Raw genomic sequence first — 16,157 nt, 5'->3', positions numbered from 1 at the left:
ACAGGGATACCCTGTTGAAGCTATGGAATATGGCAAAAGAATGCGCCAGAACGGCGCGAACGCAGGCTGGAAACCAGAGGGGCGGCTATGACACGGAAACTGGGCACGCGCGCGGTTGCGCTTATGACGGCCTTGACGATGGCGGCTCCGGTGGCGCTGATGCCGCTTGCCGCTTCGGCCTATGTCTTCAACGACGTGCGCATCGAGGGCGCGCAGCGGATCGAGCCGGGGACGATCCTGTCCTATGCCAATATCGCGCGCGGGCAGGATGTCAGCGCCGGAGAGCTGAACGACGCGCTGCAACGGTTGCAGAATTCCGGCCTGTTCGAGTCGGTCGAGGTCGTCCCTCAGGGCAACCTGCTGGTGATCCGGGTGGCCGAATATCCGACGATCAACCAGATCAGCTTCGAGGGCAATCGCCGCATCAAGGATGACCAGCTGGCGCAGATGGTGCAAAGCCAGCCGCGCCGGGTCTATCAGCCGTCGCTGGCCATTGCCGATGCCTCGGGGATCGCGCAGGCCTATGCCGCGCAGGGCCGTCTGGCCGCCCGCGTCGATCCGCGCATCATCCGCCGCAGCGACAACCGCATCGATCTGGTGTTCGAGATCCGCGAAGGCAACGTGACCGAGATCGAGCGGATCAGCTTTACCGGCAACCGCGCCTTTTCCGACCGCCGCCTGCGGCAGGTGCTGGAGACGAAACAGGCGGGCCTGCTGCGTACCTTCATCCGCCGCGACACCTTCGCGCCCGAACGCATCCCGCTGGATGAGCAGTTGCTGACGGATTATTACCGGTCGCGCGGCTATGCCGATTTCCGCGTGCAGGGCGTGGCGCCGGAGCTGGCCCGCGAACGCGATGCCTTCTATATCACATTCAACATTCAGGAAGGCCCGCGCTATCGCTTTGCGAATGTGAATACGGTGTCGGAAATTCCCGGCGTCGATGCCTCGGCCTTCGCGGCGCAGAACCGGGTCAGCCGTGGCGATGTCTATAACCCCGCCGTCATCGACAACACCATCCGCCGGATGGAAACCGTGGCGATCCAGCAGGGCCTGAACTTCGTCAATATCGAGCCGCGCGTGACCCGCAATCCCCAGAACCAGACGCTGGATCTGACCTTTGCGCTGACCCGTGGCCAGCGGGTCTTTGTCGAGCGTATCGATATCGAGGGCAACACCACCACCCTGGACGAGGTGATCCGCCGCCAGTTCACCGTGGTCGAGGGCGACCCGTTCAACCCGCGCGAAATCCGTAACGCTGCCGAACGTATCCGCGCGCTGGGTTATTTCAGCGACGCGCAGGTAGACAGCCGTCAGGGCAGCAGCAGCGAACAGGTCATCGTCGATGTCAATGTCGAGGAACAGCCGACCGGCTCGCTTAGCTTCGGGGCGTCTTATGGTGTGGCGTCGGGCGTCGGCTTCAATGCCTCGCTGAACGAGGCGAACTTCCTTGGTCGGGGGCAAAGCGTCGGTCTGACCATCTCGACCGCCAGCGACGAACAGCAGGCCTCGTTCAGCTTTGCCGAGCCGTATTTCCTGGGCCGCGACCTGCGTTTCGGCTTTACGACATGGTATCAGGTCACCGACAGCCTGAATTCCTATTACGACACCCGCTCGGTGGGCATCAGCCCCTCGATCGAATTCCCGATCTCGGCCAATGGCCGACTGGAGCTGCGCTATCGTCTGGCCAAGGACACGCTGCTGAACGTGGATCGTGGCGATGCCGAGGCCGATCCGCCGCGTCTGGGCAGTTCTCCGATCCTGCTGCGCGAGGAAGAGAGTGGCGGGCTGTGGTCGTCGTCGCTTGGCTACAGCTATAAATATGACACGCGGATCACCGGGCTGGACCCGCTGACCGGCTATAAGCTCAACTTCTCGCAGGATTACGCCGGGCTGGGCGGTGATATCGAGATGGTCACCACGACGCTGCTGGCCGGGATCGAAAGCCGCGCATGGCGTGAAGAGGTGGCGCTGCGGGCCGAATTCGAAGCCGGCGCGCTGCATCCGCTGAACGATTACACCACCCGCATCACCGACCGTTTCCGCGGCGGCAGCAAGATCCGCGGGTTTGAGCCCAACGGCATCGGACCGCGCGATCTGGAGGCGGGCAATCAGGACGCGCTTGGCGGCAACTATTTCTGGGCCGCGCGTGCCGAGGCGCAATTCCCCATCGGTCTGCCCGAGGAATACGGCATTACCGGCGGGTTGTTTGCCGATATCGGCTCGATCTGGGGGCTGGAGGATCGCGTCGGGCAGGACGGCGTGCTGGTCGATGACGGCATGCATGTGCGCGCCGCGATCGGTGCCTCGATCTTCTGGACCACGCCCATCGGTCCGCTGCGCTTCAACTTCTCGAAGGCGGTGAAGAAGATGGATTACGATGACGAGCAGAACTTTGACTTGACGATCTCGACCCGGTTCTGATGCGCGCGCGGGCCCCTTTCGCATTGGCATTGCCGATGGGGGCCTTGCTGGTCGCGGCCCTGCTGATCTGGGCCGCGCCTTCGGCCGCGCAGGAGGTGCCAGCCCCCGACGGGCTGGGCATGGAACCCGCCGCGCCCGAGGCGCAGCCCGAGCGGGAACACGGCACCGACCTGCCCACCCGCACCATCGAGACGCCCGAGGATCGCCCGCAGACGGTGATCGCGCCGGTTCTGACCGTCGATCAGGACGCGCTGTTCACCGGTTCGGCCTGGGGGCGGCGGGTGCAGGCGCAGCTTGAGGAAGAGGGCGCCGAGATTGCCGCCGAAAACGAACGGCTAGCAGATCAGCTGGCCGCCGAAGAGGCTGAACTGGCCGAGCGCAGGCCGGAACTGGAACCCGCCGAGTTTCGCAGTCTGGCCGAGGCGTTTGACAGTCGCGCCACCACCATCCGTCGCGAACGGGCGCAGGTAGTGCAAGAACTGAACGCGCGGGCCGAAACCGACCGGGATGCTTTCTATCAGGCCGCCTTGCCGATCATGGGCGAGATGATGATCAGCCGTGGCGCGGTGGTGGTGCTGGATCGTCGCACGGTGTTCGTGTCTCTGGATGCCATCGACATTACCGGCGATCTGATCGGAGAACTGGACGAGGCGCTGGGTGATGGCGCGGGCCGCCCCGGAACGATGGGCGCAACCGAGGATGGCGAGGCAGCCGATCCCCCCGCCGCCGATTAGGGCAGGCGCGCGATCCTTTCGGTCAGCAGGTCGAACAGGCCGTCGCGATCGACGTGGCGGATGAACAGCGCATTCGCCGGCCGGTCGGTGACGCGCCACCAGTCGGCCACGGTCATGCCGGTGGTGAAACGGCCCTCGGTCTCGATCTCGACATTGATCTGGCGGCCCTGAAACAGGTCGGGGCGCAGCAGCCATGCGATGGCGCAGGGATCGTGCAGCGGTGCGCCCTGACTGCCGTATTTCTCGCGGTCATAGCGTTCGAAGAAATCCGTCCAGCTGGCCACCGCCGGGCCGCAGCGATTGGGCAGGGCGCGCATCGCCTCGACCCAGACGCGGCTGGTCATCGCTTCATGCGTCACGTCCAGCGGCATCATCACCAGTGGAATGCCGGCCTGAAATACCTGTTGCGCGGCCTCTGGGTCCACAAAGATGTTGAATTCGGCGGCGGGGGTGACGTTGCCGACCTCGAAATAGGCGCCGCCCATCAGCACGATGCGCTGAATGCGGGGGATGATGTCGGGGGCGCGGGCGATGGCACTGGCGATATTGGTCAGCGGACCGATGGGCACCAGCGTGACGGTGCCGGGGGCTTCGCCGCGCAGGGTTTCGATGATGAAATCGACGCCATGTTGCGGGCGCAATGCCATCCCGGGCGCGGGCAGGTCGATCCCGTCGAGGCCGGTCTGGCCGTGGACATGCTCGGCCGTGATCAGTCGGCGCGACAGCGGCGCGTCGCAACCGGCATGGACCGCCAGATCGGGACGGCCCGCCAGTTCGCAGATCTTGCGTGTGTTCAGTTCGGTCAGCGTCAGCGGCACGTTCCCGGCGACGGCGGTGAGGCCCAGAACCTCGATTTCGGGGCTGGCCAGCGCCAGAAGGATCGCCACGGCATCATCCTGCCCGGGATCGGTGTCGATGATGATCTTTTGCGTCATCCGCGGGCTTTCCTGTTTGCGCAGAGAAGGGGGAAGCCTTTCCAACCCCGTCGAGGGGCCGGAAAGGCTGCGGGACAAGCCCGCGGTCTAGTCGAAGGCGCGGTCGGTGATCAGATGGGTAAAGGCGCCTTCGGGCGCGGCCGAGATCACCGGGTCCGAGCCGCCCGCCAGCAGGGTATCGACCGTGCGCTGGTAATCGGCCTCGTCCAGCGTGCCGTCCGAACCCTCGGTCAGCGCGGCGATTTCCTGTGCCATGCGGACCTGATGGTCCAGCGTCTGGGCGCCGGTTTCGTCATTGTCCAGAACGATCTCGGCGGCCTCTTCGGGGTTTTCCTCGACATAGCGCCAGCCCTTCATGCTGGCGCGGACGAAGCGGACCAGATCGGTGACCTTTTCGCTGTCCTCCAGCGTGGATTCCAGAACATACAGCCCGTCCTCCAGCGTGGCGACGCCCTGATCCTCGTATTTGAACGTCACCAGATCCTCGGGAGCCAGCCCGGCATCCAGCACCTGCCCATATTCGTTATAGGTCATGGTGCTGATACAGGCGGCCTGTTTCTGCAACAGCGGATCGACGTTGAAGCCCTGTTTCAGCACGGTGACACCTTCGGTCCCGCCCTCGGTGGACAGGCCCAGATGGCTCATCCATGACAGGAACGGATATTCGTTGCCGGAAAACCAGACCCCCAGCGTCTTGCCTGCGAAATCGGTGGCGGGATCGGTGATGCCGCTTTCCTTCAGGCAGGTCAGCATCATGCCCGAGGATTTGAACGGCTGCGCGATATTGACCAGCGGCAGGCCCTTTTCGCGCGCGGCCAATGCGGCGGGCATCCATTCGACGATCACATCAGCGCCGCCACCCGCCAGAACCTGCGTGGGCGCGATGTCGGGGCCGCCGGGCAGGATCGTGACCTCCAGCCCCTCTTCCTCATAGAAGCCCTTTTCCTGCGCGACGTAATAGCCGGCGAATTGCGCCTGCGTGACCCATTTCAGTTGCAGGGTCAGTTGATCGGCATGGGCGGCGCCGGTCAGCAGCACGGCAGAGGCGGCCCCAAGCATCAGTCGTTTCATCTTCCTACTCTCCTGTTGAGGGGTTACCCCCGTGATGGGCGCTGCGACGGGTGCCAGAACGTCACCTTCTTTTCGATCAGCGCCACAATGCCATAGAACAGCGATCCTGCAATCGCCGCCACAAGGATTTCGGCCCAGACCAGCGGCAGGTCCAGCCGCCCCACGGCGGTCGAGATGCGAAAGCCCATGCCCCGCGTCGGACTGCCGAAGAACTCGGCCACGATGGCGCCGATCAGCGCCAGCGTGGTGGTGATCTTCAGCCCGTTGAACAGGAAGGGCATGGCGGCGGGCAGACGCATCTTCCACAGGCTGGCGCCATAGGGCGCGGCCCATGTCGCCATCAGGTCACGCTGCATCGGATCGGTTGCCGCCAGCCCGGCCACCATGTTCACAAGGATCGGAAAGAACACCATGACCACGACCACCGCGGCCTTGGACTGCCAGTCGAAGCCGAACCACATGACCAGAATCGGCGCGATGCCGACAATGGGCAGGGCCGCGACGAAATTGCCGATGGGCAGCAGGCCGCGTTGCAGAAACGGGCTGCGGTCGATGGCGATGGCGGTGCCGATGGCGGCCAGCGCCCCGATCACCCAGCCGGTCAGCGCACCTTTGACGATGGTCTGCACGAAATCGACCCAGAGGATCGCGGTATTGGCGGTAAAGCTGGCGCCGATCTGGCTGGGCGCGGGCAGGATCACCGTCGGCACCCGATAGATGCGGACGGTCATCTCCCACAGGATCAGGATGGTGGCGCCGAAGATCAGCGCCACCAGCAGCCGCGTGACCCGTGTATCGAACCGCGCCAGCCATGTGTTGAGACCAAGCGCCCCCAGCCAGACGGCGATGATCGGCAGCGCGTTCAGCATGTTCCACCCCGCCGATGGGTCGCAACCCCTGTCATCCGCCGCGCCGTCATCGCGCCAGCCCCATGCGGTTCAGCGTCAGCCGCTCGATCACGCCGATCAGCATGACCAGCCCGGCGGCAAGGATCGCGGCGGCAAACAGCGCCGCCCAGATCTGCACCGTCTGCCCGTAATAGCTGCCCGACAGCAGCCGCGCGCCCAGACCCGCCGTGGCGCCCGCCGGAAGCTCTCCGACGATGGTGCCGACCAGGGCGGCGGCGATGGCGACCTTGAGGCTGGCGAACAGATAGGGCATCGAACTGGGCAACCGCAGCCGCCAGAACTGCTGGCCATCGCTGGCGTTCCAGCTGCGCATCTGGTCCAGCTGCATCCGTTCGGGCGTGCGCAGCCCCTTGACCATGCCGACCAGCACCGGAAAGAACGACAGCCATGCCGCGATGATCGCCTTGGGCAGCAGCCCGGTGATCCCGGCACTGGCGAAAACCACGATCACCATCGGCGCGATGGCAAGGATCGGCACGGTCTGGCTGGCCACCGCCCAGGGCATCACCGACTGATCCATCGCGCGGTTATGCACGATCCCAACGGCCAGCAGGATCCCCGCCGCCGTACCGATGCCGAAACCGGCCAAGGTCGCCGACAGCGTCACCCAGCCATGCCAGACAAGGCTGCGGCGAGATGTGATCTTTTGCCCCGCGAGCCCGTCCCACAACCCCGCCGCCACTTGATGCGGGGCGGGCAGAACGGGGCGGTCCTGCGTCAGGGTCTTGCCGATCAGGTCGGGCAGGGCGATCTCGACCCCGGCGCGGGCAGCCTGATCGCGTTCCCAGCGGGCATTCATCGCGACCGCCGCGACATACCAGATAAGGATGATGGCCAGCAGCACGCTCAGCACCGGCAGCACCCGCCGCAGGCCACGGCTCAGCGCGCCATCGCGGGGCAGGGCAGGCGCCACCTCAGTCATAGCTGTGCCCCTCGCGCAGCCCTTCGCGCACCTCTTGCGACAGGGCGATGAATTCCGGCGTGTCGCGGATTTCCAGCGGCCGTTCACGGGGCAGCGGGCTTTCGATCACCCTGGTGATACGGCCCGGACGCGGCGACATGACGACGATGCGGGTGGACAGATAGACCGCCTCGGGAATCGAGTGGGTTACGAAACCGATGGTCTTGCCGGTCTTGCGCCACAGTTCCAGCAGCGCCTCGTTCAGCCGGTCGCGCACGATTTCGTCCAGCGCGCCGAAGGGTTCGTCCATCAGCAGGATATCGGCGTCGAAGGCCAGGGCGCGGGCGATGCTGGCCCGTTGCTGCATCCCGCCCGACAATTGCCACGGAAATTTGCCGCCGAAACCCGACAGCTCGACCAGTTCCATCACCCGCGCGATTCGCTCGGCCCGGTCGGTGCGCGAAAACCCCATGATCTCCAGCGGCAGGCTGATATTGCCGGCAATCGTCCGCCACGGATAAAGGCCCGGCGCCTGAAACACATAGCCATAGGCCCGCGCCCGCCGCGCCTGATCCGCGCTCATCCCGTTGACCGCCAGATGACCGCCGGTCGGCGCCTCCAGCGCGGCGATGGTGCGCAGGAAAGTGGTCTTGCCGCAGCCCGACGGCCCGATGAAACTGACGAAATCGCCCTGATTGACCGTCAGGCTGACATCCTTCAACGCATGGACCGGCCCGTCGGCGGTCTGAAAGGTCAGGCTGACGTCCCGCGCCTCGATCACGCCCAAATCACACCCCGCTTGCCGGAATGCCCGACCGTTCCACCGGACGCGGCGCGGTCAGTTCCTTCCATGCCGACAGCGCCCGGTTGACATTGCCGCGTGGCTCACGCGCGACGAATTCGCCATGCCCTTCGCGACTGTCCAGCTTACCCTCGGTTACGGCAACCACACCGCGCGTCAGGGTATAGCGCGGCAGCCCCTTCACCTTCTGCCCTTCGAAGACATTGTAATCGATGGCAGATTGCTGACTGCCCGCGCTGATGGTCTTTTCCGCCCCGGGGTCCCAGACCACCAGATCGGCATCGCTGCCCACCAGAACCGCACCCTTCCTCGGATACATCCCCAGGATCTTGGCGATATTGGTCGAGGTGGCGGCGACGAATTCATTGGGCGTCAGACGGCCCGTTTCCACGCCATGCGTCCACAGCATCGGCATCCGGTCCTCCAGCCCGCCGGTGCCATTGGGGATCTTGGTGAAATCGCCGACGCCATAGCGTTTCTGTTCCGTGGTAAAGGCGCAATGATCGGTGGCCACGACCGACAGGCTGCCCGATTGCAGCCCGGCCCACAGACTGGCCTGATGGCTCTTGTTGCGGAACGGAGGCGACATCACCCGCCGCGCGGCATGGTCCCAGTCGGCATTGAAATACTCGCTCTCATCCAGAGTCAGATGCTGGATCAGCGGCTCGCCCCAGACGCGCTTGCCCTGGGCCCGCGCCCGCCGGATGGCCTCATGGCTGTCCTCGCAACTGACATGCACGACATAAAGCGGCACCCCGGCCATATCGGCCACCATGATGGCGCGATTCGTCGCCTCGCCCTCGACCTGCGGCGGCCGGGAATAGGCATGCCCCTCGGGCCCCACATTCCCCTCGGCCAGCAGCCGCGCCGACAGTTCCGCCACCACATCGCCATTCTCGGCATGAACCAGCGCGACCCCGCCCAGATCACCGACCCGGCGGAAACTGGCGAACAGCTCATCGTCATTCACCATCAGCGCGCCCTTATAGGCCATGAAATGCTTGAAGCTGGTGATGCCGCGCTTCACCACCGCCTCCATCTCGTCAAAGACCTGCTGTCCCCACCATGTCACCGCCATGTGAAAGCTGTAATCGCAATGCGCCCGCCCGGACTTGTTGTCCCACATCTGCAACGCATCCATCAGCCCCTGCCCGGGCGAGGGCAGGGCGAAATCCACCACCATGGTCGTCCCGCCCGCCAGCGCCGCCCGCGTGCCGGATTCGAAATCATCGGCGGAATAGGTGCCCATGAAGGGCATCTCCAGATGGGTATGCGGGTCGATCCCCCCCGGCATGATCAGGCAGCCCGAGGCATCCAGAACCTCATCGCCCACCAGCCCCTCGCCGATCGCGGCGATCCTGCCACCCTCGATCAGCACATCGGCCTTGTATGTCAGATCCGCCGTCACGACAGTCCCGTTGCGAATAATCGTGCTCATCGCCGTCCTCATCTCTGGTGTTCAAATATCCCGGGGGTCCGGGGGCTGGCCCCCGGCCGCACCTGGCCTCAGCGGACAGTCCCTGCGGTGTCCAGCACTGCATGCAGCAGCACATCGGCCCCCGCCTTGGCCCATTCCGGGCTGATCTCTTCGGCCTCATTATGGCTCAGCCCGTCCACGCAGGGGCACATGATCATCACCGTCGGCGCGACCCTGTTGATCCAGCAGGCGTCATGTCCCGCGCCGCTGACGATATCCATATGGCTATAGCCCAGCCTCTCGGCTGCCAAGCGCAGTGTCCCGGCCAGTTCCGGATCGAAGGTCACCGGGTCGAAATGGCCGACCGGCTCGATCTCGATCCCAAGGCCCAGTTCGGCCGCGATCTTCGGCGCCTCATCTTCCAGCAGCGCCCGCATCCGGTCCAGCTTGGCCTGATCGGGGCTGCGGAAATCGACGGTAAAGACCGCCCGGCCCGGGATCACGTTGCGGCTGTTCGGCCAGACATTGGCCTGCCCGACCGCGCCCACGGCATCGGGCTGATGATCCATGGCGATGCGATGCACCGCCTCGATGATCCGCGCCATGCCCAGCCCCGCATTCACCCGCATGCTCATCGGCGTCGATCCGGTATGCGCATCCTTGCCGGTCAGCGTGACCTGCAACCACCACAAGCCCTGCCCATGCGTCACCACACCGATCTGCTTGCCCTTGGCCTCGAGGATCGGTCCCTGCTCGATGTGATACTCGAACATCGCATGGATCTTGCGGTCGCCCGGCACCTCGTCGCCGCGCCAGCCGATCCGGTCCAGCTCATCGCCGAAACGCAGCCCCTCGGCATCCTCGCGGCTGTTGGCGTAATCCTCGGTCAGCACGCCCGCGAACACGCCCGAGGCCAGCATCGCCGGGGCAAAGCGGGTACCTTCCTCATTGGTCCAGTTGGTCACCACGATGGGGCGTCGCGTCACCAGCCCCATGTCGCGGATCGAGCGGACCACCTCCAGCCCCGACAGCACACCCAGCACGCCGTCATATTTGCCGCCCGTGGGCTGGGTATCCAGATGGCTGCCGATATAAACCGGGTCCAGATCGGGCTCAGCGCCCTCATGCCGCATGAACATGTTGCCCATGCGGTCGAGGCCCATGACCATGCCTGCCGCCTCGCACCATGTCCGGAACAGGATGCGGGCTTCGGCATCGGCATCGGTCAGGGTCTGTCGGTTGTTGCCACCGGCCACGCCGGGGCCGATCCTGGCCATCTGCATCAGGCTGTCCCACAGCCTGTCGCCATCGACCTTCATATTGGCAGCGGCGGGCAGCCCGCTTGCATCGGTCATGTCTGTTCCTTCCTGTTGTCCGCCCCGTCTTTTGCGGGGTCGGGCCATGGTCCGGATCGTCGATGTCTTGCGGAAGGCCCGACAGCGGCGGTTCGCGCGACAATCCTTGCCAATTGCTGACCAAATGGTCAGTCTTACGCTAGCACGGGGCCGTAATCAGTCAAGCGCGCCCTTGTCCCGGATCCCATTTTTATCAAATCTGCCCTAATATCAGCCATATCCAGCGGAGCGACGATGAGTGATGACAGCCAGCCCCGGATGACCCGGATCCAGAAGCGCAACCGGGAATTGATTCTGGAGGGCGCGCTGACCGTCTTTGCGGCGCATGGATTTCGCGGTGCGACCATCGATCAGATCGCCGAGGCTTCCGGCCTGTCCAAGCCGAACGTGCTTTATTACTTCGATTCCAAAGACGAAATCCATCGCACCCTGCTCAGCGCGCAACTGGATATGTGGCTGGCGCCGCTGCGCCGGATCGACCCGCAGGGCGACCCGCTGGAGGAAATTCTGCGCTATGTCCGCGCCAAGCTGGAGATGTCGCGCGACTATCCCCGCGAAAGCCGTCTTTTTGCGCATGAGGTGATTCAGGGTGCGCCGCATCTGTCCGATATTCTGGGCGGCCATCTGCGCGAGCTTGTCGATGCGACTGTCGCCATCTTCCGGCAATGGTCGGATGCCGGGCGGCTGGCGCCGGTCGATCCGCATCACCTGATCTTCTCGATCTGGGCGCTGACGCAGCATTACGCCGATTTCGACACGCAGGTCCGGGCGGTGCTGGGGCCGGGGCATGATCCGCTGGCCGAGGCCGGGGCCTTTCTGGAAAACCTCTATCGGCGGATGCTGTCGGTCTGAAAATCAGCCGGGCGGCGCGTTCAGCAGCGCGGCCGAGGGCAGGATCAGCTCCAGATTCTCGCGGGCCAGTTCGATGAAATCTTCACGCCGGCCAAAGGCCCATTCGTCGGTGGCATTGTTCGTCGCCGCGATGATGGCCGAGGCGAGGATCTCGGCCATGACCGGCCGCACATGCGGCATCCGGCGTTGCAGCATCTGGTTCAGCTGCGCGCGCCGGGCCAGCACCGCATTCTTGCGCAGCGCCTGCAATTTCGCGTCGGTTTCGCTGAGCCGCAGCATGTTGGCGATCATTTCCCGGTCATCGACGAAGCGCCTCAAATGCGCCGCGATCAGCAGGTTCAGATCATCGATCAACCGTCCGCGCCCACTGACGAAACGCTCGGTCGCATCCGCAGGATAGTCGGGCGGCGGCCCCATGATCGCCGCTTCCTTATAAGGGTAATGGTTGAAGAAGGTGCGCGTGCTGATGCCCGCATCGCGGGCGATGCTCTCGGTCGTGATGTTGTTCAGCCCTTCGGCAAGGGCAAGGCGGATGGCAGAGGCCTGGATTCGCTTCAGCGTGCGGATCCTGCGGGGGGATGGCGAGGTCATGCGTGTTGATCGTCGCTCCTTCGATCGGCCACGGGGTGGCCAGACGGATGTGTTCATCCGTCAAGGGTTGCGAAGCCGCCCCCCAGTGTCAATGGCTGTTCGTGTCGCATGACCTGTCGGAATCCACGCGGGATCGGGCAGGAGAGGGGGCGCCAAATACCAAAAAGACCGCCGCGGCGGTCCTGAAACCATCCCGCCGCCCGGCATATCGTCGGGCGGCGCAGGAAGGTTGGTTCGGCAAGTCGTGGATCGCGCAGGGGTGATCAGGAACCCCAGCTGCGGATCGGCCCGCAATCCATATGCACGAAGTTCGAGCGCGAATATTTGCCGACGCCCCCGGCCCGGCAGGACAATGCTGCCTGATACATCTGGTTGACCGAACGCGATTTCAGCCGCAGGTCCGCCGCCTTGCCCGTCACATGGAGCGAGTTCTGCGCGACCCCGCCCGAGGTGCGGCGCAGCATGGCATTGGTCTGCGGCGAGCGATAGCCCGACAGCATCATATAGGGTTCGTTGGTCTGCAACAGCCGGTGCGAGGCCGCAGCCACATCAATGGTGCGCGGGTCGATGCCGATGGCCGTTCCGGTCCGCCAGTCACGCATGAAGATGTTGATTTCATTAAGGGATTCACGGATATACTTGCCATCGACCCAGTAAACCGTGTCGATGCTTTCCCCGGTCCTGCCCGAATACATGCGAACGCGCCGCATGTCGCCCGCACCACGGAGAAAACCGAAGGCATTCGCCATCACGGGGGCGGCAGCCACCGTGGTCGCCGCAAAGACACCCATGATGCCCCGACGGGAGATTAGGTCCATTGTCATGTCAGATCGCCTGTCCTGCTTCGTTTTTTGCCGCGTTCCGCGCGGTGCGCCCAGAGTTTTAACCTGAACTTCCTAACAATATGTCAAAGCCGGGCGGTTTCGGGAACTATTTCCTTCGCCTTTTGCTCTTCTTTTGCTGGCATAGGCGGGTTTTTGCCGATACCCTGGGTTGTGACGCAACAGCCATAGCCATGTGTTCCTTTCGCAACGGTGGACCAGGCTCGGCTGGTGGTGCGGTCACGGAATATGGACCAAAACTTGAGAAAATGTGAAAATTCAGTGTGGTTCGCGTGATGAGGGCGTGATGATCGGCGGCAAAAAAATGGCGGCGTTTCTGGCCCTGATGGTCCTGATGGCCGGGCAATCTGTGGTTGCGCAGCCAGCCGCGCCACAGGCCGGTCTTGCGCCTTTGCATGCCGCCATCGCCCCCCGGCTTGAATTTTCGGCTGATGAAATGGCTCTGGCGCGGGCTGCGGCGGCGAATCCCGTGGTCGCGGCCTTTTATGGCGCGAATGGTTTGCAGCCGGTTTTCGACGGGCCCGAGGGACAGATTCGGCGCGAGGCCGTGCAGCGGGCCGTATCCGACAGCGGCTCTCATGGCATCCCGGTTTCGCGTTACCGCCCCGACCTGCTGGCCGGTGCCGGGCAGGATCTGGCGGCAGAGATCGCCCATGCCGAGGCTCTGGCACGCTATCTGTCCGATCTGACCGGCGGGATGATCCGGCCGGGGCGGGTCAGCGCGCAGATTCACCGGCAGGTCAACCGACCCGCCGTGGATCGACTGATGGCCGAATTCATCGCCAGCGATGATCCGGCGGGCTTTCTGGAATCAGTCGCGCCGCAGCACCCGGCCTATGAGGTCTTGCGGCGGGCGCTGGCAGAGCGTCCCGCCCTGACCGCGCCGCCCGATCTGCCCAAGGCGCCCGAAGCCGTCTGGCGCGTCGGTATGCGCGGCGAGGGCGTCGTACCGCTGCGTCGGCGTCTGGCCGCCATCGGCTTTGGCGCGGCCGGCCCCGCCGATCTTTACGACGCGACGCTTGCGGCCGAGGTCATGCGCTATCAGCAGGCGATCGGGCTGCCCGCCGATGGCATCGCCGGTCCGCGCACGATCCGGGCGCTGAATGCCGGGCTGGACGAGGGCAGCCGTCGCATCATCATGTCGCTGGAGCGGATGCGCTGGCTGGCCGGCGAGGATTTGCAGGCCCGTCACGTCTGGGTGAACATCCCCGAATTCACCGCGCGGATTTTCGATCAGGGCCAGCAGGTTTTCCAGACCCGCACGGTTGTCGGCACCACTGATGCCGACCGGCAGACGCCGGAATTCTCGGACCAGATGGAATATGTCGTGGTCAATCCGCGCTGGAACGTGCCGCGCTCGATTACGGTGCGGGACTATCTGCCGCAGCTGAAGGCCAACCGGCACGCGGTGTCGCATATTGATGTCGTCGATGGCGCCGGGCGGGTGATTCCGCGCGGACAGATCGACTTTTCGCGCTATACGGCGGCGAATTTTCCCTTTCGGATGCAGCAGAAGCCGGGCGACAACAATGCGCTGGGGCTGGTGAAATTCATCTTTCCCAATCCGTGGAACATCTATCTGCACGACACCCCGACCAAGCATCTGTTCGGCAATCGCAGCCGCGCCTATTCCAACGGCTGTATCCGTATCGGCGATCCGTTCGATCTGGCCCATGTGCTGCTGTCGCAGCAGACCGACGATCCGCAGGCAATGTTCCGCCGCGCGCTGGAGGGCGGGCGTGAACGCTGGCTGGCGCTGACGCCGAATGTGCCGGTGCATCTGGTCTATTTCACCGCCTTTCCCGATGCCGATGGAAGGGTCGCATTCCACGACGATATCTATGGCCGGGACGAGGCGCTTTGGCCATTGATTGAACAGGCCGGGCTGGATTCGCGCGCGCGGAGCGATTAAGCCCCTTTGGCAAAGGGGAACCGATATGCCTGTGACCATAGCAGAATTGGCGCAAGCGCTGGATGCGCAAAGCTGGGGCGAACAGTCGCTGCAGGTGACCGGCGCGGCCGAACCCGACAACGTGCAGCCGGTCGAGGGTGACGGTGGCGTGATCGCGCTGGCCATGTCACCGAAATATGCCGATGCGCTGAAACCCGGCTGCATGGCGATTCTGGCCGAGGGGATGGATCCCGAAGCCTATGGTCTGCGGGCCGCGATCTTCGCGCCACGCCCGCGTCTGGTGATGGCCGGGCTGACCCGCGCCTTCGATCCCGGCCCCGATATCGCGCCCGGCATCCACCCGAGCGCGGTGATCGACGATTCGGCGCAGATCGGAGAGGGCGCGGCCATCGGCCCCTTCGTCGTGATCGGCGCGGATGTGGTGATCGGCCCCGGCGCGCGCATTGCCAGCCATGTCTCGATCGGGCGGGGCAGCCGCCTGGGGCGCGACGCGATCCTGCATGCCGGGGTGCGCATCGCGCATGGCGTGACGGCGGGCGACCGGCTGATCGTGCAGCCCGGCGCCTCGATCGGTGGCGACGGCTTTTCCTTCGTCACGCCCGAGGAATCGGGCATCGAGGAAATCCGCCGCACCCTTGGCGAACGGGCCGAGATCAAGGCCCAGCACTGGACCCGCATCCATTCGCTTGGCGGGGTCGAGATCGGCGATGATGTCGAAATCGGCGCCAACAGCACCATCGACCGGGGCACGATCCGTTCGACCCGCGTGGGATCCGGCACCAAGATCGATAACCTTGTCATGCTGGGCCATAATGTGGTGATCGGCGATGACTGCCTGCTGTGTTCACAAGTGGGCGTCGCCGGGTCGGCGCGCGTCGGCAACCGCGTCGTTCTGGCCGGAAAGGTCGGCGTCAACGACAATATCACCGTGGGCGATGACGTGATCGCGGGCGGGGCCAGCAAGATATTCACCCGCGTTCCGGCCGGGCGCGTCATCCTTGGCAATCCGGCGGTCAGGATGGATACGCAGATGGAAATTCAGAAAGCCGTGCGCCGTTTGCCCCGCATGGCCCAGCAACTGGCCAGGCTTCAGGAAACCGTTACACGGCTGTTGGAAAAGGGCTGAGCAGGAGGCACCATGACTGACACCATCAATTCCCGAATCAAGGCCATCATCGCCGATCAGGCCATGCTGGAGCCCGAACAGATCACCGACCAGTCCACGCCCGAGGAACTGGGCATCGACAGTCTGGGTCTGGTCGAATCGATCTTTGCGCTGGAAGAAGAGTTCGACATCTCGATCCCCTTCAACGCCAATGAGCCCGACAAGTCGGATTTCGACATCTCGAACATGGGCACCATCATCGCCGCGGTCGAGCGGCTGGTGGCGGAAAAGGCCGCATGAGCGGCAAG

The 16,157-nt window shown here is 64.5% G+C and carries 15 protein-coding genes; 6 read left to right on the top strand and 9 right to left on the bottom strand.

The window, feature by feature from the left end; translation table 11 throughout:
- Positions 1 to 87: 87 nt before the first annotated feature.
- Complete coding sequence (gene bamA / locus JHW40_RS16155) at positions 88 to 2,424, top strand: outer membrane protein assembly factor BamA (RefSeq protein WP_090612200.1); 2,337 nt, start codon at positions 88 to 90, stop codon at positions 2,422 to 2,424.
- Complete coding sequence (locus JHW40_RS16150) at positions 2,424 to 3,158, top strand: OmpH/Skp family outer membrane protein (RefSeq protein WP_090612198.1); 735 nt, start codon at positions 2,424 to 2,426, stop codon at positions 3,156 to 3,158. The genes bamA and JHW40_RS16150 overlap by 1 nt, the downstream gene beginning before the upstream one ends.
- On the opposite strand, the gene JHW40_RS16145 is transcribed toward JHW40_RS16150, so the two are convergent.
- From JHW40_RS16145 to JHW40_RS16115, 7 genes are all read right to left on the bottom strand, one after another.
- Positions 3,155 to 4,093 (bottom strand): nucleoside hydrolase, encoded by a 939-nt coding sequence (locus tag JHW40_RS16145; protein ID WP_090612196.1) that lies wholly within the window; start codon positions 4,091 to 4,093, stop codon positions 3,155 to 3,157. The two genes, JHW40_RS16150 and JHW40_RS16145, sit on opposite strands and share 4 nt — an antisense overlap.
- A gap of 87 nt (positions 4,094 to 4,180) precedes the next feature.
- On the bottom strand, positions 4,181 to 5,164 hold the full coding sequence (locus JHW40_RS16140; RefSeq protein WP_090612194.1) for an ABC transporter substrate-binding protein: 984 nt from the start codon (positions 5,162 to 5,164) through the stop codon (positions 4,181 to 4,183).
- A 23-nt stretch (positions 5,165 to 5,187) separates the two neighbouring features.
- A complete protein-coding gene (locus tag JHW40_RS16135; protein WP_090612192.1) occupies positions 5,188 to 6,033 on the bottom strand; it encodes an ABC transporter permease in 846 nt (281 codons plus the stop codon).
- A 46-nt stretch (positions 6,034 to 6,079) separates the two neighbouring features.
- On the bottom strand, positions 6,080 to 6,943 hold the full coding sequence (locus JHW40_RS16130) for an ABC transporter permease (RefSeq protein ID WP_090612297.1): 864 nt from the start codon (positions 6,941 to 6,943) through the stop codon (positions 6,080 to 6,082).
- 43 nt (positions 6,944 to 6,986) lie between these two features.
- Positions 6,987 to 7,754, bottom strand: coding sequence for an ABC transporter ATP-binding protein (locus JHW40_RS16125; RefSeq protein ID WP_090612294.1), 768 nt, complete (start codon positions 7,752 to 7,754; stop codon positions 6,987 to 6,989).
- A gap of 7 nt (positions 7,755 to 7,761) precedes the next feature.
- A complete protein-coding gene (gene hydA, locus JHW40_RS16120; protein WP_090612190.1) occupies positions 7,762 to 9,213 on the bottom strand; it encodes a dihydropyrimidinase in 1,452 nt (483 codons plus the stop codon).
- A gap of 68 nt (positions 9,214 to 9,281) precedes the next feature.
- Positions 9,282 to 10,547, bottom strand: a complete 1,266-nt coding sequence (locus JHW40_RS16115) for a Zn-dependent hydrolase (protein WP_170851814.1) — start codon at positions 10,545 to 10,547, stop codon at positions 9,282 to 9,284.
- Between the two features lie 234 nt (positions 10,548 to 10,781).
- Between JHW40_RS16115 and JHW40_RS16110 the strand changes: the two genes are divergently transcribed.
- Positions 10,782 to 11,399 (top strand): TetR family transcriptional regulator C-terminal domain-containing protein, encoded by a 618-nt coding sequence (locus tag JHW40_RS16110; protein ID WP_090612189.1) that lies wholly within the window; start codon positions 10,782 to 10,784, stop codon positions 11,397 to 11,399.
- A 3-nt stretch (positions 11,400 to 11,402) separates the two neighbouring features.
- Here JHW40_RS16110 and JHW40_RS16105 read toward each other — a convergent pair whose 3' ends face one another.
- Positions 11,403 to 11,990 carry a TetR/AcrR family transcriptional regulator gene (locus JHW40_RS16105; RefSeq protein ID WP_170851813.1) on the bottom strand — a complete coding sequence of 196 codons (588 nt, stop codon included), beginning with the start codon at positions 11,988 to 11,990 and terminating at the stop codon, positions 11,403 to 11,405.
- A 263-nt stretch (positions 11,991 to 12,253) separates the two neighbouring features.
- On the bottom strand, positions 12,254 to 12,814 hold the full coding sequence (mepK, locus tag JHW40_RS16100) for a peptidoglycan L,D-endopeptidase MepK (RefSeq protein WP_090612185.1): 561 nt from the start codon (positions 12,812 to 12,814) through the stop codon (positions 12,254 to 12,256).
- 304 nt (positions 12,815 to 13,118) lie between these two features.
- Here mepK and JHW40_RS16095 point away from each other — a divergent pair, with 304 nt between their 5' ends.
- The 3 genes from JHW40_RS16095 to JHW40_RS16085 are packed head-to-tail and all read left to right on the top strand — an operon-like array spanning position 13,119 to position 16,149.
- Complete coding sequence (locus JHW40_RS16095; protein WP_244519187.1) at positions 13,119 to 14,744, top strand: L,D-transpeptidase family protein; 1,626 nt, start codon at positions 13,119 to 13,121, stop codon at positions 14,742 to 14,744.
- Between the two features lie 25 nt (positions 14,745 to 14,769).
- Positions 14,770 to 15,870 (top strand): UDP-3-O-(3-hydroxymyristoyl)glucosamine N-acyltransferase, encoded by a 1,101-nt coding sequence (locus tag JHW40_RS16090; protein WP_090612183.1) that lies wholly within the window; start codon positions 14,770 to 14,772, stop codon positions 15,868 to 15,870.
- A gap of 12 nt (positions 15,871 to 15,882) precedes the next feature.
- A complete protein-coding gene (locus JHW40_RS16085; RefSeq protein WP_090612180.1) occupies positions 15,883 to 16,149 on the top strand; it encodes an acyl carrier protein in 267 nt (88 codons plus the stop codon).
- Positions 16,150 to 16,157: the final 8 nt, after the last annotated feature.

The organism is Paracoccus alcaliphilus (genome assembly GCF_028553725.1).
Taxonomy (GTDB): Bacteria; Pseudomonadota; Alphaproteobacteria; order Rhodobacterales; family Rhodobacteraceae; genus Paracoccus; species Paracoccus alcaliphilus.
Note: the sequence above shows the minus strand (reverse complement) of the source record. Positions and strands in the feature narration are given on the sequence as shown.

Excerpts from the sequence above, each read along its gene's own strand:
- mepK (WP_090612185.1), bottom strand. The coding sequence starts at position 12,814 with ATGACAATGGACCTAATCTCCCGTCGGGGCATCATGGGTGTCTTTGCG.
- JHW40_RS16145 (WP_090612196.1), bottom strand. The coding sequence starts at position 4,093 with ATGACGCAAAAGATCATCATCGACACCGATCCCGGGCAGGATGATGCC.
- bamA (WP_090612200.1), top strand. The coding sequence starts at position 88 with ATGACACGGAAACTGGGCACGCGCGCGGTTGCGCTTATGACGGCCTTG.
- JHW40_RS16150 (WP_090612198.1), top strand. The coding sequence starts at position 2,424 with ATGCGCGCGCGGGCCCCTTTCGCATTGGCATTGCCGATGGGGGCCTTG.
- hydA (WP_090612190.1), bottom strand. The coding sequence starts at position 9,213 with ATGAGCACGATTATTCGCAACGGGACTGTCGTGACGGCGGATCTGACA.
- JHW40_RS16115 (WP_170851814.1), bottom strand. The coding sequence starts at position 10,547 with ATGACCGATGCAAGCGGGCTGCCCGCCGCTGCCAATATGAAGGTCGAT.
- JHW40_RS16105 (WP_170851813.1), bottom strand. The coding sequence starts at position 11,990 with ATGACCTCGCCATCCCCCCGCAGGATCCGCACGCTGAAGCGAATCCAG.
- JHW40_RS16140 (WP_090612194.1), bottom strand. The coding sequence starts at position 5,164 with ATGAAACGACTGATGCTTGGGGCCGCCTCTGCCGTGCTGCTGACCGGC.
- JHW40_RS16110 (WP_090612189.1), top strand. The coding sequence starts at position 10,782 with ATGAGTGATGACAGCCAGCCCCGGATGACCCGGATCCAGAAGCGCAAC.
- JHW40_RS16085 (WP_090612180.1), top strand. The coding sequence starts at position 15,883 with ATGACTGACACCATCAATTCCCGAATCAAGGCCATCATCGCCGATCAG.
- JHW40_RS16090 (WP_090612183.1), top strand. The coding sequence starts at position 14,770 with ATGCCTGTGACCATAGCAGAATTGGCGCAAGCGCTGGATGCGCAAAGC.
- JHW40_RS16095 (WP_244519187.1), top strand. The coding sequence starts at position 13,119 with ATGATCGGCGGCAAAAAAATGGCGGCGTTTCTGGCCCTGATGGTCCTG.
- JHW40_RS16135 (WP_090612192.1), bottom strand. The coding sequence starts at position 6,033 with ATGCTGAACGCGCTGCCGATCATCGCCGTCTGGCTGGGGGCGCTTGGT.